Annotated in this window: 26 protein-coding genes; 21 read left to right on the top strand and 5 right to left on the bottom strand. The window is 56.7% G+C overall.

The annotated features are described in order from the left end of the window. Position 1: 1 nt before the first annotated feature. The 6 genes from livF to ugpQ all read left to right on the top strand — a co-directional run bounded on the left by livF (position 2) and on the right by ugpQ (position 5,948). Positions 2 to 715 carry a high-affinity branched-chain amino acid ABC transporter ATP-binding protein LivF gene (gene livF, locus ACMGGE_RS15360; protein ID WP_008500102.1) on the top strand — a complete coding sequence of 238 codons (714 nt, stop codon included), beginning with the start codon at positions 2 to 4 and terminating at the stop codon, positions 713 to 715. A 244-nt stretch (positions 716 to 959) separates the two neighbouring features. Continuing rightward, positions 960 to 2,276, top strand: coding sequence for a sn-glycerol-3-phosphate ABC transporter substrate-binding protein UgpB (gene ugpB / locus ACMGGE_RS15355; RefSeq protein ID WP_008500103.1), 1,317 nt, complete (start codon positions 960 to 962; stop codon positions 2,274 to 2,276). Between the two features lie 127 nt (positions 2,277 to 2,403). Beyond that, a complete protein-coding gene (gene ugpA / locus ACMGGE_RS15350) occupies positions 2,404 to 3,291 on the top strand; it encodes a sn-glycerol-3-phosphate ABC transporter permease UgpA (protein ID WP_032650577.1) in 888 nt (295 codons plus the stop codon). After that, positions 3,288 to 4,133, top strand: a complete 846-nt coding sequence (gene ugpE / locus ACMGGE_RS15345; RefSeq protein WP_013099125.1) for a sn-glycerol-3-phosphate ABC transporter permease UgpE — start codon at positions 3,288 to 3,290, stop codon at positions 4,131 to 4,133. Before ugpA ends, ugpE begins: the two co-directional genes overlap by 4 nt. Position 4,134: 1 nt before the next feature. Beyond that, positions 4,135 to 5,205, top strand: a complete 1,071-nt coding sequence (locus ACMGGE_RS15340; protein ID WP_045909162.1) for a sn-glycerol-3-phosphate import ATP-binding protein UgpC — start codon at positions 4,135 to 4,137, stop codon at positions 5,203 to 5,205. Next, complete coding sequence (gene ugpQ, locus ACMGGE_RS15335) at positions 5,202 to 5,948, top strand: glycerophosphodiester phosphodiesterase (protein WP_045909163.1); 747 nt, start codon at positions 5,202 to 5,204, stop codon at positions 5,946 to 5,948. The genes ACMGGE_RS15340 and ugpQ overlap by 4 nt, the downstream gene beginning before the upstream one ends. Here the strand turns inward: ugpQ and ACMGGE_RS15330 are convergent. After that, entirely contained in the window at positions 5,932 to 6,309 is a 378-nt protein-coding gene (locus ACMGGE_RS15330; protein ID WP_045328887.1) for a DUF2756 family protein, read from the bottom strand. The genes ugpQ and ACMGGE_RS15330 overlap by 17 nt on opposite strands. Positions 6,310 to 6,432: 123 nt before the next feature. Here ACMGGE_RS15330 and ggt point away from each other — a divergent pair, with 123 nt between their 5' ends. Further along, on the top strand, positions 6,433 to 8,178 hold the full coding sequence (gene ggt / locus ACMGGE_RS15325) for a gamma-glutamyltransferase (protein WP_420293927.1): 1,746 nt from the start codon (positions 6,433 to 6,435) through the stop codon (positions 8,176 to 8,178). Positions 8,179 to 8,284: 106 nt separating this feature from the next. Here the strand turns inward: ggt and yhhY are convergent, their stop codons facing one another. Beyond that, the gene (gene yhhY, locus ACMGGE_RS15320; protein WP_021242744.1) at positions 8,285 to 8,773 is read right to left on the bottom strand and encodes an N-acetyltransferase; all 489 of its coding nucleotides are present in this window, start codon (positions 8,771 to 8,773) and stop codon (positions 8,285 to 8,287) included. A gap of 255 nt (positions 8,774 to 9,028) precedes the next feature. Here yhhY and ACMGGE_RS15315 point away from each other — a divergent pair, with 255 nt between their 5' ends. From ACMGGE_RS15315 to gntU, 5 genes are all read left to right on the top strand, one after another. Continuing rightward, on the top strand, positions 9,029 to 10,066 hold the full coding sequence (locus ACMGGE_RS15315; protein ID WP_069719701.1) for an oxidoreductase: 1,038 nt from the start codon (positions 9,029 to 9,031) through the stop codon (positions 10,064 to 10,066). 123 nt (positions 10,067 to 10,189) lie between these two features. Beyond that, positions 10,190 to 10,885, top strand: a complete 696-nt coding sequence (locus ACMGGE_RS15310; RefSeq protein WP_021242746.1) for a pirin family protein — start codon at positions 10,190 to 10,192, stop codon at positions 10,883 to 10,885. A gap of 101 nt (positions 10,886 to 10,986) precedes the next feature. After that, positions 10,987 to 11,982 (top strand): gluconate operon transcriptional repressor GntR, encoded by a 996-nt coding sequence (gene gntR, locus ACMGGE_RS15305; protein ID WP_021242747.1) that lies wholly within the window; start codon positions 10,987 to 10,989, stop codon positions 11,980 to 11,982. 126 nt (positions 11,983 to 12,108) lie between these two features. Continuing rightward, the gene (gene gntK / locus ACMGGE_RS15300) at positions 12,109 to 12,636 is read left to right on the top strand and encodes a gluconokinase (RefSeq protein WP_008503362.1); all 528 of its coding nucleotides are present in this window, start codon (positions 12,109 to 12,111) and stop codon (positions 12,634 to 12,636) included. A gap of 3 nt (positions 12,637 to 12,639) precedes the next feature. After that, complete coding sequence (gntU, locus tag ACMGGE_RS15295) at positions 12,640 to 13,980, top strand: gluconate transporter (RefSeq protein WP_014833577.1); 1,341 nt, start codon at positions 12,640 to 12,642, stop codon at positions 13,978 to 13,980. Between the two features lie 104 nt (positions 13,981 to 14,084). Here the strand turns inward: gntU and plsB are convergent, their stop codons facing one another. Further along, complete coding sequence (gene plsB / locus ACMGGE_RS15290; protein WP_021242749.1) at positions 14,085 to 16,505, bottom strand: glycerol-3-phosphate 1-O-acyltransferase PlsB; 2,421 nt, start codon at positions 16,503 to 16,505, stop codon at positions 14,085 to 14,087. 154 nt (positions 16,506 to 16,659) lie between these two features. Here plsB and ACMGGE_RS15285 point away from each other — a divergent pair, with 154 nt between their 5' ends. From ACMGGE_RS15285 to ACMGGE_RS15270, 4 genes are all read left to right on the top strand, one after another. Beyond that, positions 16,660 to 17,028 (top strand): diacylglycerol kinase, encoded by a 369-nt coding sequence (locus ACMGGE_RS15285; protein ID WP_063622866.1) that lies wholly within the window; start codon positions 16,660 to 16,662, stop codon positions 17,026 to 17,028. Between the two features lie 108 nt (positions 17,029 to 17,136). Next, positions 17,137 to 17,745, top strand: coding sequence for a transcriptional repressor LexA (lexA, locus tag ACMGGE_RS15280; protein WP_045909165.1), 609 nt, complete (start codon positions 17,137 to 17,139; stop codon positions 17,743 to 17,745). Between the two features lie 63 nt (positions 17,746 to 17,808). Further along, positions 17,809 to 19,146, top strand: coding sequence for an MATE family efflux transporter DinF (gene dinF / locus ACMGGE_RS15275; RefSeq protein ID WP_420293926.1), 1,338 nt, complete (start codon positions 17,809 to 17,811; stop codon positions 19,144 to 19,146). Positions 19,147 to 19,266: 120 nt separating this feature from the next. Continuing rightward, positions 19,267 to 19,476, top strand: coding sequence for a CsbD family protein (locus tag ACMGGE_RS15270; protein WP_014830284.1), 210 nt, complete (start codon positions 19,267 to 19,269; stop codon positions 19,474 to 19,476). Positions 19,477 to 19,523: 47 nt separating this feature from the next. On the opposite strand, the gene zur is transcribed toward ACMGGE_RS15270, so the two are convergent. Beyond that, positions 19,524 to 20,036, bottom strand: a complete 513-nt coding sequence (gene zur / locus ACMGGE_RS15265) for a zinc uptake transcriptional repressor Zur (protein ID WP_048226444.1) — start codon at positions 20,034 to 20,036, stop codon at positions 19,524 to 19,526. A gap of 115 nt (positions 20,037 to 20,151) precedes the next feature. Between zur and ACMGGE_RS15260 the strand changes: the two genes are divergently transcribed. The 4 genes from ACMGGE_RS15260 (at position 20,152) to pspG (ending at position 23,580) form a co-directional block, all read left to right on the top strand. Further along, a complete protein-coding gene (locus tag ACMGGE_RS15260; protein ID WP_048030220.1) occupies positions 20,152 to 20,640 on the top strand; it encodes a cupin domain-containing protein in 489 nt (162 codons plus the stop codon). Between the two features lie 172 nt (positions 20,641 to 20,812). Next, the gene (locus ACMGGE_RS15255; RefSeq protein WP_048030222.1) at positions 20,813 to 22,123 is read left to right on the top strand and encodes a conjugal transfer protein TraF; all 1,311 of its coding nucleotides are present in this window, start codon (positions 20,813 to 20,815) and stop codon (positions 22,121 to 22,123) included. Positions 22,124 to 22,205: 82 nt separating this feature from the next. After that, complete coding sequence (gene dusA / locus ACMGGE_RS15250) at positions 22,206 to 23,201, top strand: tRNA dihydrouridine(20/20a) synthase DusA (RefSeq protein ID WP_032623124.1); 996 nt, start codon at positions 22,206 to 22,208, stop codon at positions 23,199 to 23,201. 136 nt (positions 23,202 to 23,337) lie between these two features. Next, a complete protein-coding gene (gene pspG / locus ACMGGE_RS15245) occupies positions 23,338 to 23,580 on the top strand; it encodes an envelope stress response protein PspG (RefSeq protein WP_008503373.1) in 243 nt (80 codons plus the stop codon). Between the two features lie 184 nt (positions 23,581 to 23,764). Here the strand turns inward: pspG and ACMGGE_RS15240 are convergent, their stop codons facing one another. Continuing rightward, entirely contained in the window at positions 23,765 to 24,748 is a 984-nt protein-coding gene (locus ACMGGE_RS15240) for a quinone oxidoreductase (protein WP_129345916.1), read from the bottom strand. A gap of 60 nt (positions 24,749 to 24,808) precedes the next feature. Here ACMGGE_RS15240 and dnaB point away from each other — a divergent pair, with 60 nt between their 5' ends. Next, positions 24,809 to 26,221: a replicative DNA helicase gene (gene dnaB / locus ACMGGE_RS15235; protein WP_008503375.1), complete on the top strand. Its 1,413-nt coding sequence runs from the start codon at positions 24,809 to 24,811 to the stop codon at positions 26,219 to 26,221. Positions 26,222 to 26,235: the final 14 nt, after the last annotated feature.

Here is a 26,235-nt window from a genome sequence, read left to right as displayed (position 1 = left end):
GATGGAAAAAGCGATGTTAACGTTCGACAAGGTCAACGCGCACTACGGCAAGATCCAGGCGCTGCACGACGTCAGCCTGCATATCAATCAGGGTGAAATCGTGACCCTGATTGGCGCCAACGGCGCGGGCAAAACCACGCTGCTCGGCACCCTGTGCGGCGACCCGCGCGCCACCAGCGGGCGGATTGTGTTCGATGGTAAGGACATTACCGACTGGCAGACGGCCAGAATCATGCGTGAGGCGGTGGCGATTGTCCCGGAAGGGCGTCGCGTCTTCTCGCGTATGACGGTGGAAGAGAACCTGGCGATGGGCGGTTTCTTCGCCCATCGCGATGAATACCAGACCCGCATCAAGTGGGTGTACGAACTCTTCCCGCGCCTGTGGGAGCGTCGCATTCAGCGTGCGGGCACCATGTCCGGCGGTGAACAGCAGATGCTGGCAATTGGCCGCGCGCTGATGAGCCAGCCGCGTCTCCTGCTGCTGGACGAGCCGTCGCTCGGTCTTGCGCCGATCATCATCCAGCAGATTTTCGATACCATTGAGCAGCTGCGTAAAGAGGGGATGACCATCTTCCTCGTCGAGCAGAATGCCAACCAGGCGCTGAAGCTCGCTGACCGTGGCTACGTGCTGGAGAACGGCCGCGTGGTGCTGGAAGACACCGGCGATGCGCTGCTGGCGAACGAAGCGGTGCGGAGCGCTTACCTGGGCGGCTGAGCCGTCTGTATCGCCCGGTGGCGCTGCGCTTACCGGGCCTACGGTATCAAGTAGGCCGGGTAAGGCGAAGCCGCCACCCGGCTTTTTCACATAAACCCCCTTCACACAACCATCATCCCCCTGACCCTTTACTGTCACTTATCTGTAAACAAACAGTTATTTTTCTGTCATTCGAGCATGTCATGTTACCTCGCGAGCATAAAACGCGTGATATCGCGCATCCGGCACAATAAGAGAGATGACAATGACATCGTTACGACACACAGCTTTGGGTCTGGCACTGGGTCTGGCTTTTGCGACGAACGCAATGGCTGTGACGACCATTCCGTTCTGGCATTCCATGGAAGGGGAGTTGGGTAAAGAAGTTGACTCCCTGGCGCAGCGTTTCAACGACACCCATCCGGATTACAAAATTGTGCCGGTGTACAAAGGTAACTACGAGCAGAGCCTGAGCGCGGGCATCGCCGCCTTCCGTACCGGCAACGCGCCTGCACTGTTACAGGTTTATGAAGTGGGCACCGCCACCATGATGGCCTCCAAAGCTATCAAGCCGGTCTATGAAGTGTTCAAAGAAGCGGGTATCAACTTCGATGAATCCCAGTTTGTGCCGACCGTAGCGGGTTACTACACCGATTCCAAAACCGGACATCTGCTGTCTCAGCCGTTTAACAGCTCCACGCCGGTGCTGTACTACAACAAAGACGCCTTCAGGAAAGCCGGTTTAGACCCGGAGCAGCCGCCAAAAACCTGGCAGGACCTGGCCGAATACACCGCGAAGCTGAAAGCGGCGGGGATGAAGTGCGGCTACGCCAGCGGCTGGCAGGGCTGGATCCAGATTGAAAACTTCAGCGCCTGGCACGGCCTGCCGGTGGCGACCAAAAACAACGGCTTCGACGGCACTGATGCGGTACTGGAGTTCAACAAGCCGGAGCAGGTGAAGCACATTGCGTTGCTGGAAGAACTCAACAAGAAGGGCGACTTCAGCTACTTCGGGCGTAAAGACGAATCCACCGAGAAGTTCTACAACGGCGACTGCGCCATTACCACCGCCTCGTCCGGCTCGCTGGCGGATATCCGTCACTACGCCAAATTCAACTACGGCGTGGGCATGATGCCGTACGACGCTGACGTGAAGGGCGCGCCACAGAACGCCATCATCGGCGGGGCGAGCCTGTGGGTGATGCAGGGTAAAGACAAGGGCACCTATAAAGGCGTGGCCGAATTCCTCGACTTCCTGGCGAAGCCGGAAAACGCTGCCGAATGGCACCAGAAGACCGGCTACCTGCCGATCACCAAAGCCGCGTATGACCTGACCCGCGAGCAGGGCTTCTACAGCAAGAACCCGGGCGCGGATATCGCGACGCGTCAGATGCTGAACAAGCCGCCGTTGCCGTTCACCAAAGGCCTGCGCCTGGGCAACATGCCGCAGATCCGCACCATCGTGGATGAAGAGCTGGAAAGCGTGTGGACCGGGAAGAAAACGCCACAGCAGGCGCTGGATTCCGCAGTAGAGCGCGGAAATCAGCTGCTGCGCCGCTTTGAGCAGTCGACGAAATCGTAATTCAAACCTGCCCCTCACCCCGGCCCTCTCCCCACAGGGGCGAGGGAGAAAAGACGGCTCCGTGCAGTCCCCTCTCCCCTCTGGGGAGAGGGTTAGGGTGAGGGGTGAATACCTACAGAGCTAACCTATGTCATCATCCCGTCCGGTGTTCCGTTCCCGCTGGCTGCCGTACCTGTTGGTCGCGCCTCAGCTGGTCATCACCGTTATCTTCTTTATCTGGCCTGCGGGCGAAGCGCTGTGGTACTCGGTACAAAGCGTCGATCCGTTTGGGCTCTCCAGCCAGTTTGTCGGGCTGGACAACTTTACCGCGCTGTTCCATGACAGCTACTACCTGGACGCCTTCTGGACGACGATGAAGTTCAGCGCGCTGGTCACCGTCAGCGGCCTTGTCGCCTCGCTGTTTTTCGCCGCGCTGGTGGACTACGTGGTGCGCGGAAGTCGTATTTATCAGACCCTGATGTTGCTGCCGTACGCCGTGGCACCCGCCGTCGCTGCCGTACTGTGGATTTTCCTGTTTAACCCCGGTCGCGGGCTGATCACCCATTTCCTGGCAGAGTTCGGCTACGACTGGAACCACGCCCAGAACAGCGGTCAGGCCATGTTCCTGGTGGTGTTTGCCTCGGTGTGGAAGCAGATCAGCTATAACTTCCTGTTCTTCTTTGCCGCGCTGCAGTCCATTCCCCGTTCGCTGGTGGAAGCCGCCGCGATTGACGGCGCTGGGCCAATTCGTCGCTTCTTCAGACTGTCGCTGCCGCTGATCGCCCCGGTGAGCTTCTTCCTGCTGGTGGTTAACCTCGTGTATGCCTTCTTCGACACCTTCCCGGTGATCGATGCGGCCACCGCAGGCGGCCCGGTGCAGGCGACAACGACGCTTATCTACAAGATCTACCGCGAAGGTTTCGCCGGGCTGGATCTCTCCGCCTCCGCCGCGCAGTCGGTGGTGCTGATGTTCCTCGTCATCATCCTCACGGTGGTGCAGTTCCGCTATGTCGAAAGTAAGGTGCGCTACCAATGATTGAGAACCGTCGCGGGCTGACGATTTTCAGCCATACCATGCTGATTCTGGGGATTATCGTCATCCTGTTTCCGCTGTACGTGGCCTTTGTCGCCGCCACGCTGGACACCAAAGCGGTGTTCGACACGCCGATGACGCTGATCCCAGGCACACATCTGTTCGAGAACATGAAGACCATCTGGACCCAGGGCGTGGGCGCCAACAGCGCGCCGTTCTGGCTGATGATGCTCAATAGCTTCATCATGGCGTTCGGCATTACGGTCGGCAAAATTACGGTGTCGATGCTCTCGGCCTTCGCCATCGTCTGGTTCCGTTTTCCGCTGCGCAACCTGTTTTTCTGGATGATTTTTATCACCCTGATGTTGCCGGTGGAGGTGCGTATCTTCCCGACGGTGGAAGTGATCGCCAACCTGAAGATGCTCGACAGCTACGCGGGCTTGACCCTGCCGCTGATGGCCTCGGCGACCGCCACCTTCCTGTTCCGCCAGTTCTTTATGACCCTGCCGGACGAGCTGATTGAAGCGGCGCGCATCGACGGCGCCTCGCCGATGCGCTTCTTCCGCGACATCGTGCTGCCGCTGTCGAAAACCAACCTTGCGGCGCTGTTTGTGATCACCTTTATCTACGGCTGGAACCAGTACCTGTGGCCGCTGCTGATTATTCAGGACGTCAATCTCGGCACCGCCGTGGCGGGCATCAAAGGCATGATTGCCACCGGCGAAGGCACCACCCTCTGGAACCAGGTGATGGCGGCGATGCTGCTTACCCTTATCCCACCCGTAGTCATTGTTTTAGCCATGCAGCGCGCGTTTGTCCGCGGCCTGGTCGATAGCGAGAAATAAGATGGCAGGTTTAAAACTTCAGGCAGTAACCAAAAGCTGGGACGGCAAAACCCAGGTGATTCAGCCGCTCACGCTCGACGTGGCGGACGGGGAGTTTATCGTGATGGTCGGCCCATCCGGCTGTGGCAAATCCACCCTGCTGCGCATGGTGGCGGGGCTGGAGCGCGTGACCTCCGGGGATATCTGGATTGACCGCCAGCGCGTCACCGAGATGGAGCCGAAAGACAGAGGCATCGCGATGGTCTTCCAGAACTACGCTCTCTATCCGCACATGAGCGTGGAGGAGAATATGGCCTGGGGGCTGAAAATCCGCGGCATGGGCAAAGGCCATATCGAGGAGCGCGTGAAAGAAGCCGCCCGTATTCTGGAGCTGGACGGCCTGCTCAAGCGCCGCCCGCGCGAGCTTTCCGGCGGCCAGCGCCAGCGCGTAGCGATGGGGCGCGCCATCGTGCGCGACCCGGCGGTATTTCTGTTCGACGAGCCGCTGTCTAACCTCGACGCCAAGCTGCGCGTGCAGATGCGTCTTGAGCTGCAGCAATTGCACCGTCGTCTGAAAACCACATCGCTGTACGTTACCCACGATCAGGTCGAAGCCATGACCCTCGCCCAGCGCGTGATGGTGATGAACAAAGGCGTTGCCGAGCAGATTGGTACCCCGGTGGAGGTTTATGAGAAACCAGCCACCCGCTTTGTGGCGAGCTTTATCGGCAGCCCGGCGATGAATCTGCTGGAAGGGCGCATCAGCAGCGCGGGCTCGCACTTTGAGCTGGAAAGCGGGATGGCATTGCCGATCAACTGGTACTATCGTGGCTACGCCGGGCGTAAGATGACGCTCGGTATCCGCCCGGAACATATCGGTTTAACCACTCAGGCGGAAGGCGGCGTGCCGCTGGTGATGGACACGCTGGAGATGTTGGGTGCAGATAACCTGGCGCACGGGCGCTGGGGCGAACAAAAAATGGTGGTGCGTCTGGCACATCAGGAGCGCCCTAAAGCAGGCAGTACGCTGTGGCTACACCTGCCGGAAAATCATCTGCACCTGTTTGACGGTGAAACAGGACAACGAGTATGAGCAATTGGCCTTATCCCCATGTCGTCGCCCACCGGGGCGGCGGTAAGCTGGCGCCGGAGAATACCCTGGCGGCGATTGACGTTGGCGCGCGCTACGGCCACACGATGATCGAGTTCGACGCCAAGCTGTCGAAAGACGGCGAGATTTTCCTGCTGCATGACGATAACCTCGAACGCACCAGCAACGGCTGGGGCGTCGCGGGCGAGCTGCCGTGGCGCGATCTGCTGAAAGTCGACGCCGGAAGCTGGTACAGCGGCGAATTCAAAGGCGAACCGCTGCCGCTGCTGGCGGAAGTGGCCGATCGCTGTCGCCAGCATGGCATGATGGCCAATATCGAAATTAAACCGACCACCGGCACCGGGCCGCTGACGGGTAAAGTCATTGCCCTTGCCGCGCGCGAGCTTTGGGAGGGGATGACCGCGCCGCTGCTGTCATCATTTGAAATCGATGCGCTGGAGGCCGCGCAGGCCGCAGCGCCGGAACTGCCGCGCGGACTGCTGCTGGACGAGTGGCGCGAGGACTGGCGCGAGCTAACGACGCGCTTAGCGTGTGTCTCTATTCATCTTAATCACAAGCTGCTGGATGAGGCGCGGGTGAAGATGCTAAAAGACGCGGGTCTGCGTATTCTGGTTTACACCGTCAATAAACCCCAGCGTGCGGCCGAACTGCTGCGCTGGGGCGTGGACAGCATCTGTACCGATGCGATTGACCTGATCGGCCCGGACTTTAGTTCTGCGGATTAAGCATACTGCCATTCGACTGCGGCGGCAGCATATGCTGCTGTCCGCTACCTGACGAGGTCATCCCACCTAACATTCCGCCGTTTTTATTCGGCAGCGGCTGCTCGCGCACCTGCCCCTGCTGCACGCGCTGGGTGTTGGCGTTCATCTGATTTTGCAGGCTTTGTTGCTGCATCTGGGTCTGCGTTCTCAGTTGCTGATTCAGCATCCCTTTTTGCTGCTGTTGCTGGCTCATCATCTCGGTCTGCATACGCTGCTGGCTCGGGATGACATACCCCTGCTGGTTCGGGTTATTCATGGTGTTGAGTGGCTGTGCGAGCGCGGCAAAGGGGATCAGCGCCGTAAGAATCAATAAGCGTTTCATTGTCATTTCCTCCTGTTGAGGTCTCTCTTAAGTTTACCCTGATTTCACCATGACGATGATTTTTTAGGAGTTGTGAACCAGGCTTAAGCGGGGAATATGGATCCCTTCACCTGGAGAACAATAATGATGAAACCAACGTTTTTGCGCTGGGTCGCCCTCGCCGCGCTGATGGCAGGCGGTACATTTAGCGTGGCGGCCAACCCGCCCGCGGCGCCTCCGGTCTCTTACGGCGTGGAGGAAGATGTTTTTCATCCCGTGCGGGCAACCCACGGCATGGTGGCATCCGTGGATGCGCTGGCGACCCGCGTGGGCGTCGATATTCTCAGGCAGGGCGGTAACGCGGTGGATGCGGCGGTCGCCGTCGGCTACGCGCTGGCGGTGACGCACCCGCAGGCGGGGAACCTGGGCGGCGGCGGCTTTATGATGCTGCGTACCAAAGACGGGAAAACCACCGCTATCGACTTCCGTGAAATGGCGCCTTCTCAGGCGTCACGGGACATGTTCCTTGATGACCAGGGGAACCCGGACAGTAAAAAATCCCTGACCTCGCATCTCGCGTCCGGCACGCCGGGTACCGTTGCGGGCTTCTCGCTGGCGCTGGAAAAATACGGCACGATGCCGCTGAACAAGGTGGTACAGCCTGCTATCAAGCTGGCGCGGGAGGGCTTTGTGGTGAATGACGCGCTGGCAGACGACCTCAAAACCTACGGCAGCGAAGTGATTCCGAATCACGAAAACAGCAAGGCCATCTTCTGGAAAGACGGCGAGCCGCTGAAGAAGGGCGATAAGCTGGTGCAGAAGAACCTCGCCAAAAGCCTGGAGCTGATTGCGGAGCACGGTCCGGACGCCTTCTACAAAGGGGCGATTGCCGACCAGATTGCGCAAGAGATGCAGAAGAACGGCGGGCTCATCACCAAAGCGGATCTGGCGGACTACAAGGCGGTAGAGCGCGAGCCGATTAGCGGCACCTACCGCAGGTACGAGGTCTTCTCCATGCCGCCACCGTCTTCCGGGGGCATTCACATCGTGCAGATCCTCAACATTCTTGAAAACTTCGATATGCACAAGTTCGGCTTCGGCAGCGCGGATGCCATGCAGGTGATGGCGGAAGCGGAAAAACGCGCCTACGCCGACCGCTCGGAATATCTCGGCGATCCGGACTTCGTGAAGGTGCCGTGGCAGGCGCTGACCAACAAGGCGTATGCCAAATCTATTGCCGATCAGATCGACATCAACAAGGCTAAGCCGTCGAGCGAGATCCGCCCCGGCAAGCTGGCGCCGTATGAAAGCAACCAGACCACCCACTTCTCGGTGGTGGATAAAGACGGTAACGCGGTGGCGGTGACCTATACGCTCAACACGACCTTCGGCACCGGGATTGTGGCGGGTAATAGCGGCATTCTGCTGAATAACGAGATGGATGACTTCTCTGCCAAGCCGGGCGTGCCGAACGTCTACGGGCTGGTCGGCGGCGATGCGAACGCGGTAGGGCCGAAGAAACGTCCGCTGTCGTCCATGTCGCCCACCATCGTGGTGAAAGAGGGCAAAACCTGGCTGGTAACCGGTAGCCCGGGCGGCAGCCGGATTATCACCACCGTATTGCAGATGGTGGTGAACAGCATCGACTTTGGGATGAACGTCGCCGAAGCCACCAACGCCCCGCGTTTCCACCACCAGTGGTTGCCGGACGAGCTGCGCGTCGAGAAGGGCTTTAGCCCGGACACCATTAAACTGCTTGAGCAGCGTGGGCAGAAGGTGGCGGTGAAAGAGGCGATGGGCAGCACCCAGAGCATTATGGTGGGGCCGGACGGAGCGCTGTTTGGCGCATCAGATCCGCGTTCGGTGGATGATTTGACGGCGGGGTATTGATTATTCCCCTCACCCTAACCCTCTCCCCATAGGGGAGAGGGGATTGCACGGTGCGGTCTTTTCTCCCTCGCCCCTATGGGGAGAGGGCCGGGGTGAGGGGAGTGTGTCACTTCATTCTCGCCATATAATACGCGTCCACATATTCGCCGTTGCGCAGGGCAAATTTCTTGCCGGTCCCTTCGATTTCAAAACCAAAATTTTTATAGAGGGCAACTGCCGCGGGGTTATCGGCAAAGACCGTCAGTTCGATACGTTCAATGCGCAACCAGTTGTCACACAGGTTGATCATCTCGCTCATGAGCCTGCGGCCTACGCCGCGTCCCTGCATATCCGCAGCCACGCTGATGCCGAATGTGGCAACATGGCTGCGACGCGGGTTTTCCATTACGTCCAGCGCCATATGTCCAATAACGCGCTGGTCCAGACAGGCAACGAGATGGCGCCGGCCTGGTTTTGTCGCAACGCGTTCGTGCCACATTTCCATAGAAGGATGAGGGAGCTGTAGCGTGTCGTGATACACATCAGGATGCGACATGATGTCACGTAAAGCTTCTGCATCGCTGGGTTCGATGTGGCGTATCACTATCTCACTCATTCCTTGTTCCTCAGTCAGTTAAACGTCCCTTCCAACATCAATGACTTTAAAATTTGAGTCAACCGCTATTTTTTGCAAAAAGTATTGGACAAGTGCGAATGAGAATGATTATTATTGCTCTGCATTCAGGAAGACCCCTACGGGAACCTGAAAGCACGACATTGCTCACATTGCTTCCAGTATTACTTTAGCCAGCTTTTAGCTGGCTTTTTTTTGTTATGGTTAGACTCAGTAACCTTCCAAAAGGACTGAGCTATGACACTACATTGCGCATTTATTGGATTTGGTAAAAGTACGACCCGCTATCACCTGCCGTATGTTCTTAACCGCAAAGACAGCTGGCATGTGGCCCATATCTACCGCCGCCGCGCGAAGCCGGAAGAGCAATCTCCGCAGTATTCCCACATCCACTTCACCAGCGATCTCGATGAGGTGCTTAACGACCCGCAGGTGAAGCTGGTGGTTGTCTGCACCCACGCCGACAGCCATTTTGACTATGCCAAACGCGCGCTCAATGCGGGTAAAAACGTGCTGGTAGAAAAGCCGTTCACCCCGACTATTGCCGAAGCGAAAGAGCTGTTCGCGCTGGCGAAAAGCAAAGGCCTGACCGTCACGCCGTATCAGAACCGTCGCTTTGACAGCTGCTTCCTGACGGCGAAAAAAGCGATTGAAAGCGGCAAGCTCGGCAACATCGTGGAAATCGAAAGTCACTTCGATTACTACCGTCCGGTGGCGGAAACGCAACCCGGACTGCCTCAGGATGGTTCGTTCTATGGTCTGGGTGTGCACACCATGGACCAGATCATCTCCCTGTTTGGCCGCCCGGACCACGTGGCGTATGACATTCGCAGCCTGCGCAACAAAGCCAACCCGGACGATACCTTCGAAGCCCAGCTGTTCTACGGCGATCTGAAGGCCATCGTCAAAACCAGTCACCTGGTGAAAATCGACTACCCGAAATTTATCGTTCACGGCACTAAAGGTTCGTTTATCAAATACGGTATCGACCAGCAGGAGACCAGCCTGAAGGCCAATATCATGCCGGGTGAACCAGGCTTTGCCGCGGACGATTCCGTGGGCGTGCTGGAGTATGTGAACGACGAGGGCGTGACGGTCAAAGAAACGCTGAAGCCGGAAACCGGCGACTATGGCCGCGTCTATGATGCGCTGTTTGAGACCCTCACAAACGGCATGGCGAATTACGTCAAGGAATCTGACGTTCTGACCAACCTCGAAATCCTTGAACGGGCCTTCGAACAGGCTTCTCCTGCCACGATAACCCTCGCAAAATAAGCAAAAACGGCTCCTCTGCACTTGTTCACAATTTTTGAACAGAGGAGTCAATTTTCACCCTCTATGATCCCAGGCCGTTTGCGTCCACACTTACTCCATCGAAACGAACTGAGGGTGAAAACAATGATCTACTTACGCAAAGCAAACGAACGTGGTCACGCGAATCATGGCTGGCTGGACTCATGGCATTCATTCTCGTTTGCCGACTACTACGACCCGAACTTCATGGGCTTCTCCGCACTGCGCGTGATTAACGACGACGTGATTGATGCAGGCCAGGGCTTTGGTACCCACCCGCACAAAGACATGGAAATCCTGACCTATGTGCTGGAAGGCGCGGTTGAGCACCAGGACAGCATGGGCAACAAAGAGCAGGTTCCGGCGGGCGAGTTCCAGATTATGAGCGCGGGTACCGGGGTGCGTCACTCTGAGTACAACCCAAGCAAAACGGAAAAACTGCACCTGTATCAAATCTGGATCATTCCAGAAGAGACCGGCATCACGCCGCGCTACGAGCAGCGCCGCTTCGACGCGAAACAGGGTAAACAACTGGTGCTCTCCCCGGATGCGCGTGAAGGCTCCCTGAAAGTGCATCAGGATATGGAGCTGTACCGCTGGGCGCTGGCGAAAGATGAACAGTCCGTGCATCAGATTGCCGCTAACCGCCGCGTCTGGATCCAGGTGGTGAAAGGCGACGTGTCCATCAACGGGACCAAAGCGACAACCGCCGATGGTCTGGCCATCTGGGACGAGCAGGCGATCTCCGTGCACGCCGACAGCGAAAGCGAAATTCTGCTGTTTGACCTGCCGCCGGTGTAATAAAACATAAATAAATCCCCATCCTTCCCTTTGACAGGGGAAGGATGGGCTTTGTCCGTGGTAAACTGAGCAAATCTCTCACTTCAAGATTTCTCAGGACGATGAAAAAGAAACGCCCCGTACTTCAGGATGTCGCCGATCGCGTCGGTGTGACCAAAATGACGGTCAGCCGTTTTTTACGTAACCCGGAACAGGTTTCCGTGGCGTTACGTGGCAAGATTGCCGCTGCCCTTGATGAACTGGGTTACATCCCCAACCGCGCGCCCGATATTCTCTCCAATGCGACCAGCCGCGCGGTGGGCGTTCTGCTTCCTTCTTTGACCAACCAGGTTTTCGCAGAAGTATTACGTGGAATTGAAAGCGTCACCGATGCGTTTGGCTACCAGACCATGCTCGCCCACTACGGGTACAAGCCTGAACTCGAAGAGGAACGTCTTGAATCGATGCTTTCCTGGAACATTGACGGCCTGATTTTAACCGAACGTACCCACACTGCCCGCACGCTCAAAATGATTGAAGTGGCCGGTATTCCGGTCGTGGAGCTGATGGACAGCCAGTCGCCATGCCTCGACATCGCCGTGGGGTTTGATAACTTCGAAGCGGCGCGTCAGATGACGGCGGCCATCATCGCCCGTGGGCATCGTCATATCGCCTATCTGGGTGCGCGTCTTGATGAACGTACTATCATCAAACAGAAGGGATACGAGCAGGCGATGCTCGACGCGAACTTAACCCCGTACAGCGTGATGGTGGAGCAGTCCTCTTCCTATACGTCGGGTATTGAGCTGATGCGTCAGGCGCGACGCGAGTATCCGCAACTGGACGGTATTTTCTGTACCAACGATGACCTTGCGGTCGGCGCAGCATTTGAGTGTCAGCGTCTGGGGCTGAAGATCCCTGATGATATGGCGATCGCCGGTTTCCACGGCCACGATATTGGCCAGGTGATGGAGCCGCGTCTGGCGAGCGTCCTGACGCCGCGTGAACGTATGGGCCGTATTGGCGCAGAACGCCTGCTGGCGCGCATTCGTGGCGAGACGGTGACCCCGAAAATGTTAGATTTAGGTTTCACCTTGTCACCGGGTGGATCTATTTGAACTGACAAATTTGAAGTAGCTCACACTTATTCACTTCGCGCACGTTTGGATATTGCTTCTCTTTTGCCCCAGCAGGACAATGTTACCGATAACTGTTACCCGTAACAATTGACTGAGGGACACCCTTTGAGCACGACTAATCACGATCACCACGTCTACGTCCTGATGGGCGTTTCCGGTAGCGGGAAATCAGCCGTGGCCAGCGAAGTGGCGCATCAACTCCAGGCTGCGTTTCTTGATGGCGACTTCCTCCATCCGCGCAGCAACATCATGAAAATGGCCTCCGGCGAGCCGCTGAACGATGACGACCGCAAACCGTGGTTGCAGGCGCTGAATGACGCCGCGTTCGCGATGCAGCGCACCAACAAAGTCTCCCTGATCGTCTGCTCCGCGCTGAAAAAAACCTATCGCGACCTGCTGCGCGACGGCAACCCAAACCTCTCTTTCATCTACCTGAAAGGGGATTTCGAGGTGATTGAAAGCCGCCTGAAGGCGCGGAAAGGTCACTTCTTCAAAACCCAGATGCTGGTAACGCAGTTCGAAGCGCTGCAGGAACCGGGTGAAGACGAGAAAGACGTCTTAGTGGTTGATATCGATCAGTCACTGGAGGGTGTTGTTGCCAGCACCATCGAGGTCATTAATAAAAGGCAGTAAGTTTTGAGTACATTAACGCTAGTTTTGACAGCAGTGGGTTCGGTATTGCTGCTGCTGTTTTTAGTGATGAAGGCGCGTATGCACGCCTTTGTTGCTTTGATGGTGGTTTCTATTGGTGCAGGTCTCTTTTCCGGTATGCCGCTCGACAAGATCGCCGCGACAATGGAAAAAGGGATGGGCGGTACGCTGGGCTTCCTGGCGATTGTGGTCGCGCTGGGCGCGATGTTTGGCAAGATTTTGCACGAGACGGGTGCGGTCGACCAGATTGCCGTCAAGATGCTGAAATCCTTCGGCCACAGCCGTGCGCATTACGCGATTGGTCTGGCCGGTCTGATTTGCGCGCTGCCGCTGTTCTTCGAAGTAGCCGTTGTGCTGCTGATAAGCGTCGCATTCTCCATGGCGCGCCATACCGGTACTAACCTCGTGAAACTGGTCATTCCGCTGTTTGCGGGCGTGGCGGCGGCGGCGGCGTTTCTGCTGCCGGGACCCGCCCCGATGCTGCTGGCATCCCAGATGCACGCCGACTTTGGCTGGATGATTCTGATTGGCCTGTGCGCGGCAATCCCGGGGATGATTATCGCCGGCCCGCTGTGGGGCAACTTCATCAGCCGTTACGTTGAGCTGCATATTCCGGATGACATCACCGAGCCGCACCTGGGCGAGGGCAAAATGCCATCCTTCGGCTTCAGCCTGTCGCTGATCCTGCTGCCGCTGGTGCTGGTGGGTCTGAAAACCATCGCTGCGCGCTTTGTGCCGGTGGGGTCCACTGCCTACGAGTGGTTTGAGTTCATCGGTCACCCGTTTACGGCGATTCTGGTGGCGTGCCTGGTGGCGATTTACGGCCTGGCGATGCGTCAGGGGATGCCAAAAGACCGGGTGATGGAGATTTGCGGTGCTGCGCTGCAGCCTGCGGGGATTATCCTGCTGGTGATCGGTGCAGGCGGCGTGTTCAAGCAGGTGCTGGTGGATTCCGGCGTGGGCCCGGCTCTGGGTGAAGCGCTGACCGGGATGGGCCTGCCGATTGCGGTGACCTGCTTTGTGCTGGCCGCGGCGGTACGTATCATCCAGGGTTCTGCTACCGTGGCGTGTTTAACCGCCGTGGGTCTGGTGATGCCGGTGATTGAACAGCTGAACTACTCCGGTGCCCAGATGGCCGCGCTTTCTATTTGTATCGCGGGTGGTTCGATTGTGGTCTCTCACGTTAACGACGCCGGCTTCTGGCTGTTCGGTAAGTTTACCGGCGCCACCGAAGCGCAAACCCTGAAAACCTGGACGCTGATGGAAACCATTCTCGGCACGACGGGTGCAATTGTCGGGATGATTGCCTTTACGCTGCTCAGCTAAATGCGGTGATTTAACAAGGCTAAAAATAAGGCCCGGTAGCGTCAGCGCTTACCGGGCCTTTTTATTATCCATGGCGTCAGGCCGGGCCATAACCCGGCATTGTGTTACTCACCCTGCGTGGCGCTCTCAATCGTCAAGCGCACGTCCGAGGTAATCAGCTCTGCCAGCATCTGGTACACCTTCAGCGTCTCTTCCGGCTCGGCATCACCCGTATCGCTGATGAAGCCTTCATCACGCAGCGTCAGCACCAGGGAACTGAAGACCGCTTTGTCGAAGAATTCAGGGGCGTTAATGCCGTGCAGAACGGACAGGCGCTGGGCCAGCGTCCGGCTCTCCTTCTCCAGCGTACCGCGGTTGATAGACGGATTCGCGCTCAGCAGCCAGAACGTAATGGCGTAGCGCTGCAGCGTTTCGCGCGCACCGGCCGCCAGCAGCTGCAGGGTGCGGGAGCGTGACGGATTGATGTGCAGCTCGTCGTTGTTCAGGGTAATCAGCCCCTGGCGACGCATCTCTTCCGTCATCTTATCCAGTTCTGTCGCCAGCTCATCCTTACTCCAGCGCAGGAACAGCTCCGCTTTCAGCATCGGATAGATGGTCTCAAGATGGCGCAATAGCTCCTGACGGGAGATATGACGATGCTGGGTAATAATGGCGGCCATGAGCGACGGCAGCATCAGCATATGCGTGATGTTGTTGCGGTAGTAGGTCATCAGCACTGCCTGCTCGCGCGGCAGAATGATGATGTCGCCGATCGTGTCCTTCTCCACTTCAAACTTGTTCATCTGCAACGCGTGATCGATAAGTTCACTGGCGGTTGCAGAAGGCACGGTCGAATCAACCGAGTACGGCACGTTACGCATCATATCCAGATAGCAATCCAGCTGCTCCGTGAGCTGTTCACGGGTCAGCGAGCGCTGACGTGAAGCCAGAAGTGCCGTACAGCACAGGTTCATGGCGTTAGCCGCACCGGCGTTGTTAATGCGCACCATCAGCTCGGATGCGATGCCGTTAACCGTTGGCGTCAGCCAGGCCGGACGCACCGCTTCGATAGGATCGATGGACTCGCGCCACTCCGGAACGTGATGGTTCAGGTACGTCATCAGCGGCATCGGCTCACCGAAGTTCACGTAGCCCTGACCGAGATTACGCAGCTTGCTCAAGCCGCGCAGCATCTGCGGCAGGCTCTCTTTCTCTTTGGTCGCACCACGCAGCTCTTTCGCGTACGTGCCCACTTCCATCACGTGCTCGTAGCCGATGTAGATAGGCACCAGCGTGATCGGACGGGTACCTCCGCGCAACATCGCCTGGATGGTCATCGACAGCGTGCCGGTCTTCGGATCGAGCAGACGTCCGGTACGGGAACGACCGCCCTCCACGAAGTACTCCACGGAATAGCCGCGGCTGAACAGCTCGCCCAGATACTCGCGGAACACGGTGGAGTAGAGCTTGTTGCCCTTGAAGGTACGACGAATAAAGAACGCGCCCAGGCGGCGGAAAATCGGACCTGCTGGCCAGAAGTTCAGGTTGATACCGGCTGCGATGTGCGGTGGTACCAGCCCCTGATGATAGAGCACGTAGGAAAGGAGCAGGTAGTCCATGTGGCTGCGGTGGCAGGGGACATAGACAATCTCATGGCCATCATGCGCCAGCTGACGCACGCGCTCGGCGTTATGGACGTTAATGCCCTGATAGAGGCGGTTCCACGTAAAGCCGAGAATACGGTCAGAAAGGCGAATCATCTCGTAAGAGAAGTTCGCTGCAATCTCTTCCATCAGCGCAATGGCGTTCTGCTGGGCTTTCTCATGCGAAATTTTCTTGCTGCGCGCTTCATCTTCAACGGCGCGGGCAATCGCTTTGGAGGCCAACAGCTTGTTGAACAGATCCTGACGAGCCGGGAGGCGTGGTCCTACGGCAGCCAGGCGCTGACGGGCGAAGTGCATACGCGCCACGCGCGCCAGTTTTTGCGCGATGATCTTGTCGGTGCCGTGCTCGTCCGCCATGCGACGCAGCGAAACGGAAGGGGAGAAACGCACAAAGCTGTCGCGTCCCAGCCAGGAGACCGCGAAGAACTTCTGGATGCCGTTAAGCATGCGCAGCGGCGGATTCTCTTCGCCTTTTTCACGGCCCGGACGACGACCAAACATCACCGATACCGGCACCATCTGCACATCCAGATCGGGATTGCTGCGGTGCAGGTCGAGATAGTCATGGAACAGCTTGATGGACTCTTCTTTTGGCGTGTAATAGGTAAACACGCGCGGTCCACCGTGAATGAACACGTAGCGCGGCAGCAGCGTACCGTCAACTTCCAGCGGTTCAAGCGGGTCAGGTAAGTCATGCGCCAGACATTGGGCGCGAAGCGTCAGTAAGTCAGCCTTCGAGTTATAAGGCAAAACGTACATAATGGGGCGTGACGTATCGAGCCCCAATTCCAGCGCGGGTTCTGCTGGGATAGACTTGCTTTTTACCAGGATGCTTAATGGTAAATTAAGTAATTTGTAGTAAATTCGTGGCCAGCCGGACATAAACGATGTAAAGCCTCTGGTTAATAATGCAATTGCGGCGCAAGGATAACAGAAAGCGCGCAAAATTTCTGTTGTTACCCGTCATACTTCAGGCTGTAGCGAAACGCGCTACGGCTCCTGTTACTGACGCTCTTTTTTAAAAAAGGTTCTTTTAATGGCCAATAATACCACTGGGTTAACACGTATCATCAAAGCCGCCGGCTATTCATGGAAAGGTTTCCGTGCCGCATGGGTCAACGAAGCCGCCTTTCGCCAGGAGGGCGTCGCCGCTATCATCGCGGTGATCGTCGCCTGTTTCCTTGATGTTGATGCGATTACCCGCGTACTGCTTATCGGTTCCGTTCTTCTGGTGATGATAGTGGAAATTCTTAATAGCGCTATTGAGGCCGTTGTGGATCGCATTGGTGCCGATTTCCATGAGCTTTCTGGCCGTGCAAAAGACATGGGCTCTGCTGCCGTGTTGCTGGCGATTATCACTGCCGTTATCACTTGGGTCACGCTGCTTTGGTCACATTTCCGATGAGCCTCGAGGAATAATTAAGTCCCTGGTTTTTTGTGCAGTTTTTGGTTCCAAAATCGCCTTTGACTGTATATACTCACAGCATAACTGTATATACACCCAGGGGGCGGAATGAAAGCGTTAACGACCAGGCAGCAAGAGGTGTTTGATCTCATCCGGGATCATATCGGCCAGACGGGTATGCCACCCACGCGTGCGGAAATCGCGCAGCGTCTGGGTTTCCGTTCTCCAAATGCTGCCGAAGAACACCTGAAAGCGCTGGCGCGTAAGGGCGTGATTGAGATTGTCTCGGGCGCGTCACGGGGTATCCGCCTGCTGGTGGAAGAAGAGACGGGCATTCCGCTGATAGGGCGTGTTGCTGCCGGTGAGCCTTTACTGGCTCAGCAGCATATTGAAGGCCATTACCAGGTCGATCCTGGCATGTTCAAACCGAGTGCTGACTTCCTGCTGCGCGTCAGCGGCATGTCGATGAAAGACATCGGTATTCTTGATGGCGATCTGCTTGCGGTGCATAAAACACAGGATGTGCGAAACGGCCAGGTGGTGGTGGCGCGCATTGATGACGAAGTGACCGTTAAGCGTCTGAAAAAACAGGGTAACAGCGTACAGTTGCTGCCTGAAAACAGCGAGTTTTCACCCATTGTGGTCGATCTCCGCGAACAGAACTTCTCTATCGAAGGACTGGCGGTCGGGGTGATTCGCAACGGTGAATGGCTGTAACCTCTTCCTGACAGGCTATGGCACCGCTGTAGCCTGATTCATTCCCCACTCCCGGTATCTTTCATGTCACTGCTGACGGCATCCGATAAGGCATTGTGGCGTCTTGCTCTGCCGATGATTTTCTCCAATATTACCGTACCCTTGCTGGGGCTGGTCGATACTGCCGTTATAGGCCATCTTGACTCACCGGTTTATCTTGGCGGAGTGGCGATTGGCGCGACGGCAACCAGCTTCCTGTTTATGCTGCTGCTCTTTTTGCGCATGAGCACCACCGGTCTTACCGCACAGGCTTATGGCGCGAAAGATCCGCTGCGTCTGGCGCGCGCGCTGGTGCAGCCGCTGATCCTCGCGCTTGGCGCGGGTGCGTTCATCGTTTTATTGCGGGCACCCCTGATCGATCTTGCGCTTCATATTGTTGGCGGCAGCGAGGCGGTATTAGAGCAGGCGCGACGTTTCCTTGAAATCCGCTGGCTCAGCGCGCCCGCGTCGCTGGCTAACCTGGTTCTGCTGGGGTGGCTACTGGGCGTGCAGTACGCCCGTGCGCCCGTGATTTTGCTGGTGGTGGGTAACCTGCTCAACATTGTTCTGGATGTCTGGCTGGTCATGGGTCTGCATATGAACGTGCAGGGCGCGGCGCTGGCAACGGCGATTGCCGAATACGGGACCTTTATCATTGGCTTATGGATGGTCTGGCGTGTACTGGCCATGCGCGGGATCACCCTGGCGCTGCTCAAAACCGCATGGCGCGGCAATATCCGTAAGCTGCTGGCCCTCAACCGTGACATCATGCTGCGCTCGCTTCTTCTCCAGCTCTGCTTCGGGGCGCTGACGGTTTTCGGGGCTCGACTGGGGCCAGACATCGTCGCGGTCAACGCAGTATTGATGACGTTGCTGACGTTTACCGCCTACGCGCTGGACGGTTTTGCCTATGCGGTTGAAGCGCATTCCGGGCAGGCGTACGGTGCGCGCGAAAGCGGTCAGCTTCGGGAGATCTGGCGGGCAGCCTGCCGTCAGTCGGGACTGGTGGCGCTGGCCTTTGGCCTGGTTTACGCCTGCTTTGGTGAGCAGATCGTTGCATTGCTTACCTCTCTCCCTGCGCTACGCGAGCTGGCGAGCCACTATCTCATCTGGCAAGTCGTTTTACCGGTGGTTGGCGTCTGGTGTTATCTGCTGGACGGCATGTTTATTGGTGCGACGCGCGGGGCCGAAATGCGTAACAGCATGGCCGTCGCGGCGGCCGGGTTTGGCCTGACGCTGCTGACGCTCCCCTGGCTGGGGAATCATGGTTTGTGGCTGGCCCTGGCCGTCTTCCTCTCACTGCGCGGGTTGTCGCTGGCGTTTATCTGGCATCGACACTGGCAAAACAATACCTGGTTTCCCCCGCGCTCCGATATATCGTGACGGTTAAAGATTCCGAATATGAAATTAACTACGGAATCCTTAACTACAATAATTATCACGTCCAGCAGAAAAGAACGTAACGGACGTTACGACCCGACGCTTAACGAAGAGGACACGATGATGAATAAAGACGAAATCGGCGGCAACTGGAAGCAGTTCAAAGGTAAAGCGAAAGAACAGTGGGGTAAGCTGACGGATGACGACATGACCGTCATCGAAGGTAAACGCGATCAGCTTGTCGGTAAAATTCAGGAACGTTACGGCTACGCAAAAGACCAGGCGGAAAAAGAAGTGGGCGATTGGGAAAAACGCAACGACTACCGCTGGTAACGCTGAATAACCCACAGGGCGGCTCTAAGCCGCCTTTTCTTTTGCCGTTAACGCGGCTTTTTCTTCACCAGAATAGAGTGGTCGTGCTGACACGCGTCCTGATGACGACAGGATTCCACCTCCACGCACGCAGAACAGAGCCCGTGCGCCTCAATCACGTTATGACGCAGGGCAAAACCCATTTTCGCTGCCAGCGTATGCATAATATCTTCCACGCCTTCCGCAGCCTCTTCTTTCACCACGCCGCAGCGGTCACAGATAAACATCGCCGATGTGTGGGTGGGCTGATCGAACAGATGGCACAGCACATAGCTGTTGGTGGATTCCACCTTGTGCACAAACCCTTGTTCAAGCAGGAAATCCAGTGCGCGATAGACCGTCGGCGGCTTTGCCTGCGGCTCGCTTTCGCGCAGCAGATCCAGCAGATCGTAGGCGCTGATGGCACCCTGCTGCAGGCTCATCAGGCGTAAGACTTCAAGGCGCTGCGGAGTCAGGCGCACATTGCGTTGCGCACACAGCTTTTCGGCCTGCGCTAACAGCTCTTTTGTGGACTTATCCATGTAGCACCCCGGATGTTATAGGACGGAAAACCCCCACTTTATCATGTTCTGCTAAAAACACCGAGATCCGCCAGTCTGTGCTATACCTGACCCATCGCAAACCGGGAGATGCATAATGAAAAGACCTGACTGTATTCGGCACTGGCGCGACGTGGAAGGCGCGGATGACTCGACCTACCCCGACAGCGATGAGCTGTTCTCTATCGGCGCACCGCTGGCTCGCAGGCTTGGGCTCGGGCGTATTGGCATCCATCATGAGCGCCTGCCGCCGGGGCGCAGAACGTCCTATCCGCATGCGGAGAGCGACGAAGAAGAGTTTATTTACGTGCTCGAAGGTTACCCTGAAGCCTGGATTAACGGCTACTTGTGGAAGCTGGAGCCTGGCGACAGTGTAGGTTTTCCCGCCGGAACCGGCATCTGTCATACCTTTATCAACAACACGGACGACGAGGTTCGGTTACTGGTCGTTGGCGAGGCCAACAAGAAGCACAACCGCATCTACTATCCGCTCAACCCTGAGTATGCCGCCACGCGGGAAGATCGCTGGGTAGACCATCCCCCACAGTTTTTTGGGCCGCATGATGGAAAACCTGGGAAAAAATAATTTCCTCTTCTATAAATATTGAGGGCCGTCACAAAATATAACAGGCCGTAAGGGAGTTTTACTTAGGGAAAGAAATAGCGGGTCTTTTACTACTTATTCACAGCAATAGTTCGTTCCTGTTTGGGTGATAACAGACAGGGGTTATTTCATAACAGACTATAACGGGCATACTGTGAAAAAAAATTTTAAATTTTCGGTGGTTAGCATTGCTGTCTCCTTGTTTATGGCAAATCAGGCGGGAGCAGCCAATACCTGGACAGAATCACGCAGCGACGCCATGGGTGGCACCGGCGTGGCGTCGGGAAGCTATGGCAGTGGGGCGTTAATCAACCCGGCGCTGCTGGCAAAGGCAAAACCGGACGATGATGTGACGGTCATCTTGCCAGCCGTTGGGGTGCAGGTGACGGATGAAGACAATCTTCAGGACGAGATTGATAACATCAATGACAAAATCAATCACTACAAGGATGTGGTTGATAATCTCACGCCACGAGAAATTATCACCAATCCGTTAGGTTCCATTAATCAATTCCAGGGCGCGGCCAAAGATCTGGCCGATGAGCTGGACTATCTCAAAGGCAAAACCGCACGCGCAACGGCTGGTGCAGGGCTTGCGGTGAGTATCCCTAACGATGTCCTTTCCGTCGCCTTCATGGCGAAAGGTTATGCACATGGCCGGGTGAGCTCGTCTATCGATCAGCAAGACATTGATTATCTGCGTGGTATTCAACGAAGTAATGTGGTGGCGGCCGGTGTTGCGCTGGATGCTGCGCTGAACGGTACGGATCAGATCACCAAGAACCTCAACTCAACGGCGTCCGGCCGGGCGGCGATTGTCTCCGACTACGGTGTTGCCGTTGCCCGTCAGTTTGATCTCGGCGGCGTCCCGGTTTCCGTGGGCGTAACACCAAAGCTGCAAAAAACCTGGGTCTATAACTACACCACGTCAATCTACGATTACGATAGTAACAAGTGGAACGACAGCCGCTACCGTACTGACGATACGGGCTTCAACGTGGATGCCGGTATTGCGGCCGATTTCGGCGAAAACTGGACCGTTGGCGTGAGCGGACAAAACCTGATGTCGCGTGATATCGACACCAAAGATATCCGTATCCGCAATGGCCGTACGGGAGAAGTGGTGAGCTATAAAGACACCTATCAGATCCGTCCGCTGGTGACCGCCGGTGCTGCCTGGCACAACGACCTGGTGACGCTGACCGCCGATGGCGATCTGACGGAAACCAAAGGCTTCAAGAGCGAAGATACGTCGCAGTACGTGGGTGTCGGTGCCGAGGTGACGCCGCTGAGCTGGCTGGCGGTCCGTGCGGGTTATCGTGCCGACGTGAAGGGTAACGACAGCAATGTCTTTACCGGCGGTGTCGGTTTCGCGCCGTTTAGCACCGTGCATGTTGACCTGATGGGCCTGTACGGTGAAGACGAAACCTGGGGCGCAGGGGCTCAACTGAGCATGACGTTCTAAAGTCAACCGGAGGCGCTGCGCCTCCGGCTTTTCTTTGTGCTATAGTAGCGCCCCTTTTCCACCAGATGCTTAAAACTTCGCCATGTCGTCAGAATTACAGACCGCTTTCCCTGCACACCGTTTTTCCATTGCGCCGATGCTCGACTGGACGGACAGACACTGCCGCTATTTCCTGCGCCAGCTCTCCCGCCATACGCTGCTGTACACCGAAATGGTGACCACAGGCGCAATCATTCACGGCAAGGGCGACTATCTGGCCTATAGCGAAGAAGAGCATCCGGTTGCCCTGCAGCTGGGCGGCAGCGATCCGGCCGCGCTGGCGCAGTGTGCGAAGCTGGCAGAAGCGCGCGGCTACGACGAGATCAACCTGAACGTTGGCTGTCCGTCCGACCGTGTGCAAAACGGTATGTTCGGTGCCTGCCTGATGGGGAATGCCCAGCTGGTGGCGGACTGTATCAAGGCGATGCGTGATGTCGTTTCCATTCCGGTGACGGTCAAAACCCGTATCGGGATTGACGACCAGGACAGCTACGAATTTCTGTGCGATTTCATCAATACGGTCTCCGGAAAGGGTGAATGCGAGATGTTCATCATCCATGCGCGAAAAGCCTGGCTCTCCGGCCTGAGCCCGAAAGAGAACCGTGAAATCCCGCCGCTGGACTATCCGCGCGTGTATCAGCTGAAGCGTGACTTCCCGCACCTGACCATGTCCATTAACGGCGGCATCAAGTCGCTGGAAGAGGCCAAAGCGCACCTTGAACATATGGATGGGGTGATGGTTGGGCGCGAGGCGTATCAGAATCCGGGCATTCTGGCGACGGTCGATCGCGAAATCTTTGGCATCGAAGGTGCAGACACCGATCCGGTTGCCGTCGTGCGGGCGATGTATCCTTACATTGAGCGCGAGCTGAGCAACGGTACGTATCTCGGCCATATCACCCGCCATATGCTTGGGCTGTTCCAGGGCATTCCGGGCGCGCGTCAGTGGCGTCGCTACCTGAGCGAAAACGCACATAAAGCCGGTGCCGATATCGAGGTGCTGGAACATGCGCTGCGACTGGTGGCAGACAAGCGATAACTTTCGCTAAAAATTCGTCAAATTCACCACGCCCTGCGAATTCTCGTGGGGCGTTTTGCTTTAAGAACAACACGTTATGTCTGGCATGATTCTTGTAATGTTTGCAGCATCATTCGGGAACTCGTGGGAGAGCATCATGCTGGAACTACTTTTTGTGATTGGCTTTTTTGTCATGCTGTTAGCAACGGGCATTTCGCTGCTCGGCATTCTGGCGGCTATCGTGGTGGCGACGGTCGTCATGTTTATTGGCGGATTGTTTGCCCTGACGATCAAACTGCTGCCGTGGCTACTGCTGGCCGTGGCGGTGGTGTGGGTGATACGGGCGATTAAATCGCCAAAAGTACCCAGTTATCAGCGCAATAACCGCTTCCGTTACTAAGGTATTGAGGGGTTCGTCACAGAGTTGTAACTTTTCCGGCAGCATGGCTTAGAACAGAATAGGATTTACTTATCGAATCTGTCACTATGACTGCCGTTAAAGAATTCATCGCGCTGTACCCTACATACAGCCGAACTAAAAAAAGAAAGGGCTTCCCACGGGAAGCCCAATTTCTTTTTGGGGCTCAGGGAATCAACAAACTCGACCCCTGCGTTGCCCGGCTCTCCAGCACCTCATGCGCACGCTGCGCATCGGCTAGCGGGTATTTCTGCGCTTCTGCCACATCCACCTTAATGACGCCGCTGGCGATCAGTGAGAACAGCTCATTGCTGGCTTCCTCAAGTTCTTCCCGGTTGGTGATGTAACCCTGCAGGGAAGGGCGCGTGACGTACAGCGAGCCTTTTTGGTTCAGGATGCCGAGATTCACGCCGGTGACAGCACCTGAGGCGTTTCCGAAGCTCACCATCAGCCCACGACGCTGCAGGCAGTCCAGCGATGCCTCCCAGGTGTCTTTCCCAACCGAGTCATACACGACACGCACCTTTTTGCCGCTGGTGATCTCCTTCAGCCGTTCGACGATGCTCTCTTCACGGTAGTTAATCACCTGCCAGGCGCCCGCCTGCAGTGCGCGCTGCGCTTTTTGGGCATTGCCCACGGTGCCGATCAGTTTTGCGCCCAGCGCTTTTGCCCACTGACAGGCGATGAGCCCGACACCACCCGCCGCGGCATGAAACAGGAACTGCTCATCGGGTTTAATTTCATAGGTTTTACGCAGCAGGTAGTAAACGGTTAACCCTTTCAGGAAGGAGGCTGCCGCCTGCTCAAAGGAGATGGCGTTAGGCAGCAGGGCGGCTTTATCCGCCGGGACGTTGTGGACGGAGCTGTAAGCGCCCAGCGCAGATTGCGCATACACCACGCGGTCGCCCTCTTTAAGATGCTTAACCGCGCTGCCCACTTTGATGACGACACCGGCTGCCTCGGTGCCCAGTCCGCTTGGCATCGACGGAGGCGGGTAGAGCCCGCCGCGAATATAGGTGTCAATGTAGTTTATGCCGATGGCTTTGTTTTCAACCTGCACTTCGTTTTCGCCAGGCGCGGCGGGAGTGAACTCCACCGCGTTGAGTACGTCAGGGCCACCATGCTTGTGAAATTCAATACGTGTTGCCATGCTTCCTCCAGAATGTGGTAATCTTTCGACCCACTCTTTATCTCGGTAACTCCATTCACTATGGCAGGAAACAAACCCTTCAACAAACAGACTGAACCTCGCGAGCGTGATTTCCAGGTCGCAGGGTTAAAAGTCCCGCCGCACTCGATTGAAGCGGAACAGTCGGTGTTGGGCGGTTTAATGCTGGATAACGAACGCTGGGACGACGTCGCCGAGCGCGTGGTGTCTGAGGATTTCTACACCCGTCCGCACCGTCATATCTTTACCGAAATGGCGCGCCTGCAGGAGTCGGGTAGCCCGATTGACCTGATCACCCTCGCGGAGTCGCTGGAGCGCCAGGGACAACTGGACAGCGTCGGCGGGTTTGCCTATCTGGCAGAACTGTCAAAAAACACGCCAAGTGCGGCAAACATCAGCGCTTATGCCGACATCGTGCGTGAACGTGCCGTTGTCCGCGAGATGATCTCGGTGGCGAATGAGATCGCCGAAGCCGGTTTTGATCCGCAGGGTCGCACCAGTGAAGACCTGCTCGATCTTGCCGAGTCCCGCGTCTTCAAAATCGCCGAAAGCCGCGCCAACAAAGACGAAGGCCCCAAAAATATCGCCGACGTCCTCGACGCCACCGTCGCCCGTATCGAACAGCTATTCCAGCAGCCGCACGACGGTGTGACCGGGGTAAACACCGGCTATGACGATCTCAACAAGAAAACCGCCGGTCTGCAGCCGTCGGATTTGATTATCGTCGCGGCGCGTCCGTCGATGGGTAAAACAACCTTTGCGATGAACCTCGTCGAAAACGCGGCGATGTTGCAGGATAAGCCGGTACTTATTTTCAGCCTTGAGATGCCCTCTGAGCAGATCATGATGCGTTCTCTGGCATCGCTGTCGCGCGTGGACCAGACCCGCATCCGTACCGGCCAGCTCGACGATGAGGACTGGGCGCGCATCTCCGGCACCATGGGCATTCTGCTGGAAAAACGTAACATCTATATTGATGACTCTTCCGGCCTGACGCCGACGGAAGTCCGTTCCCGCGCGCGTCGTATCGCCCGTGAACACGGCGGTATCGGCCTTATCATGATCGACTACCTTCAGCTGATGCGCGTCCCGTCGCTCTCCGACAACCGTACGCTGGAGATCGCCGAAATTTCCCGCTCGCTCAAGGCATTAGCCAAAGAGCTGCACGTGCCGGTGGTGGCACTGTCGCAGCTTAACCGTTCTCTGGAACAACGTGCTGACAAGCGCCCGGTCAACTCCGACCTGCGTGAATCCGGCTCCATCGAGCAGGATGCCGACTTAATCATGTTTATCTACCGTGATGAGGTTTATCACGAGAACAGCGACCTGAAAGGGATCGCCGAAATTATTATTGGTAAACAACGTAACGGCCCGATCGGGACGGTACGTCTGACCTTTAACGGACAGTGGTCGCGTTTCGACAACTATGCCGGTCCTCAATATGATGATGAGTAATTTCTAAGGAATTC

It is taken from the genome of Enterobacter sp. BNK-22 (genome assembly GCF_048684805.1).
In the GTDB taxonomy this organism is placed as follows: domain Bacteria; phylum Pseudomonadota; class Gammaproteobacteria; order Enterobacterales; family Enterobacteriaceae; genus Enterobacter; species Enterobacter quasiroggenkampii.
Note: the sequence above shows the minus strand (reverse complement) of the source record. Positions and strands in the feature narration are given on the sequence as shown.

Bases quoted from the DNA above. Each gene is read 5' to 3' on its own strand.
- ACMGGE_RS15340 (WP_045909162.1), top strand. From the start codon at position 4,135: ATGGCAGGTTTAAAACTTCAGGCAGTAACCAAAAGCTGGGACGGCAAA.
- ACMGGE_RS15330 (WP_045328887.1), bottom strand. From the start codon at position 6,309: ATGAAACGCTTATTGATTCTTACGGCGCTGATCCCCTTTGCCGCGCTC.
- ACMGGE_RS15315 (WP_069719701.1), top strand. From the start codon at position 9,029: ATGACACTACATTGCGCATTTATTGGATTTGGTAAAAGTACGACCCGC.
- ACMGGE_RS15310 (WP_021242746.1), top strand. From the start codon at position 10,190: ATGATCTACTTACGCAAAGCAAACGAACGTGGTCACGCGAATCATGGC.
- ugpB (WP_008500103.1), top strand. From the start codon at position 960: ATGACATCGTTACGACACACAGCTTTGGGTCTGGCACTGGGTCTGGCT.
- ggt (WP_420293927.1), top strand. From the start codon at position 6,433: ATGATGAAACCAACGTTTTTGCGCTGGGTCGCCCTCGCCGCGCTGATG.
- ugpA (WP_032650577.1), top strand. From the start codon at position 2,404: ATGTCATCATCCCGTCCGGTGTTCCGTTCCCGCTGGCTGCCGTACCTG.
- gntR (WP_021242747.1), top strand. From the start codon at position 10,987: ATGAAAAAGAAACGCCCCGTACTTCAGGATGTCGCCGATCGCGTCGGT.
- pspG (WP_008503373.1), top strand. From the start codon at position 23,338: ATGCTGGAACTACTTTTTGTGATTGGCTTTTTTGTCATGCTGTTAGCA.
- livF (WP_008500102.1), top strand. From the start codon at position 2: ATGGAAAAAGCGATGTTAACGTTCGACAAGGTCAACGCGCACTACGGC.
- lexA (WP_045909165.1), top strand. From the start codon at position 17,137: ATGAAAGCGTTAACGACCAGGCAGCAAGAGGTGTTTGATCTCATCCGG.
- dusA (WP_032623124.1), top strand. From the start codon at position 22,206: ATGTCGTCAGAATTACAGACCGCTTTCCCTGCACACCGTTTTTCCATT.
- dnaB (WP_008503375.1), top strand. From the start codon at position 24,809: ATGGCAGGAAACAAACCCTTCAACAAACAGACTGAACCTCGCGAGCGT.
- zur (WP_048226444.1), bottom strand. From the start codon at position 20,036: ATGGATAAGTCCACAAAAGAGCTGTTAGCGCAGGCCGAAAAGCTGTGT.
- ACMGGE_RS15270 (WP_014830284.1), top strand. From the start codon at position 19,267: ATGAATAAAGACGAAATCGGCGGCAACTGGAAGCAGTTCAAAGGTAAA.
- dinF (WP_420293926.1), top strand. From the start codon at position 17,809: ATGTCACTGCTGACGGCATCCGATAAGGCATTGTGGCGTCTTGCTCTG.
- plsB (WP_021242749.1), bottom strand. From the start codon at position 16,505: ATGTCCGGCTGGCCACGAATTTACTACAAATTACTTAATTTACCATTA.
- ugpQ (WP_045909163.1), top strand. From the start codon at position 5,202: ATGAGCAATTGGCCTTATCCCCATGTCGTCGCCCACCGGGGCGGCGGT.
- ACMGGE_RS15240 (WP_129345916.1), bottom strand. From the start codon at position 24,748: ATGGCAACACGTATTGAATTTCACAAGCATGGTGGCCCTGACGTACTC.
- ACMGGE_RS15285 (WP_063622866.1), top strand. From the start codon at position 16,660: ATGGCCAATAATACCACTGGGTTAACACGTATCATCAAAGCCGCCGGC.
- ACMGGE_RS15260 (WP_048030220.1), top strand. From the start codon at position 20,152: ATGAAAAGACCTGACTGTATTCGGCACTGGCGCGACGTGGAAGGCGCG.
- yhhY (WP_021242744.1), bottom strand. From the start codon at position 8,773: ATGAGTGAGATAGTGATACGCCACATCGAACCCAGCGATGCAGAAGCT.
- ugpE (WP_013099125.1), top strand. From the start codon at position 3,288: ATGATTGAGAACCGTCGCGGGCTGACGATTTTCAGCCATACCATGCTG.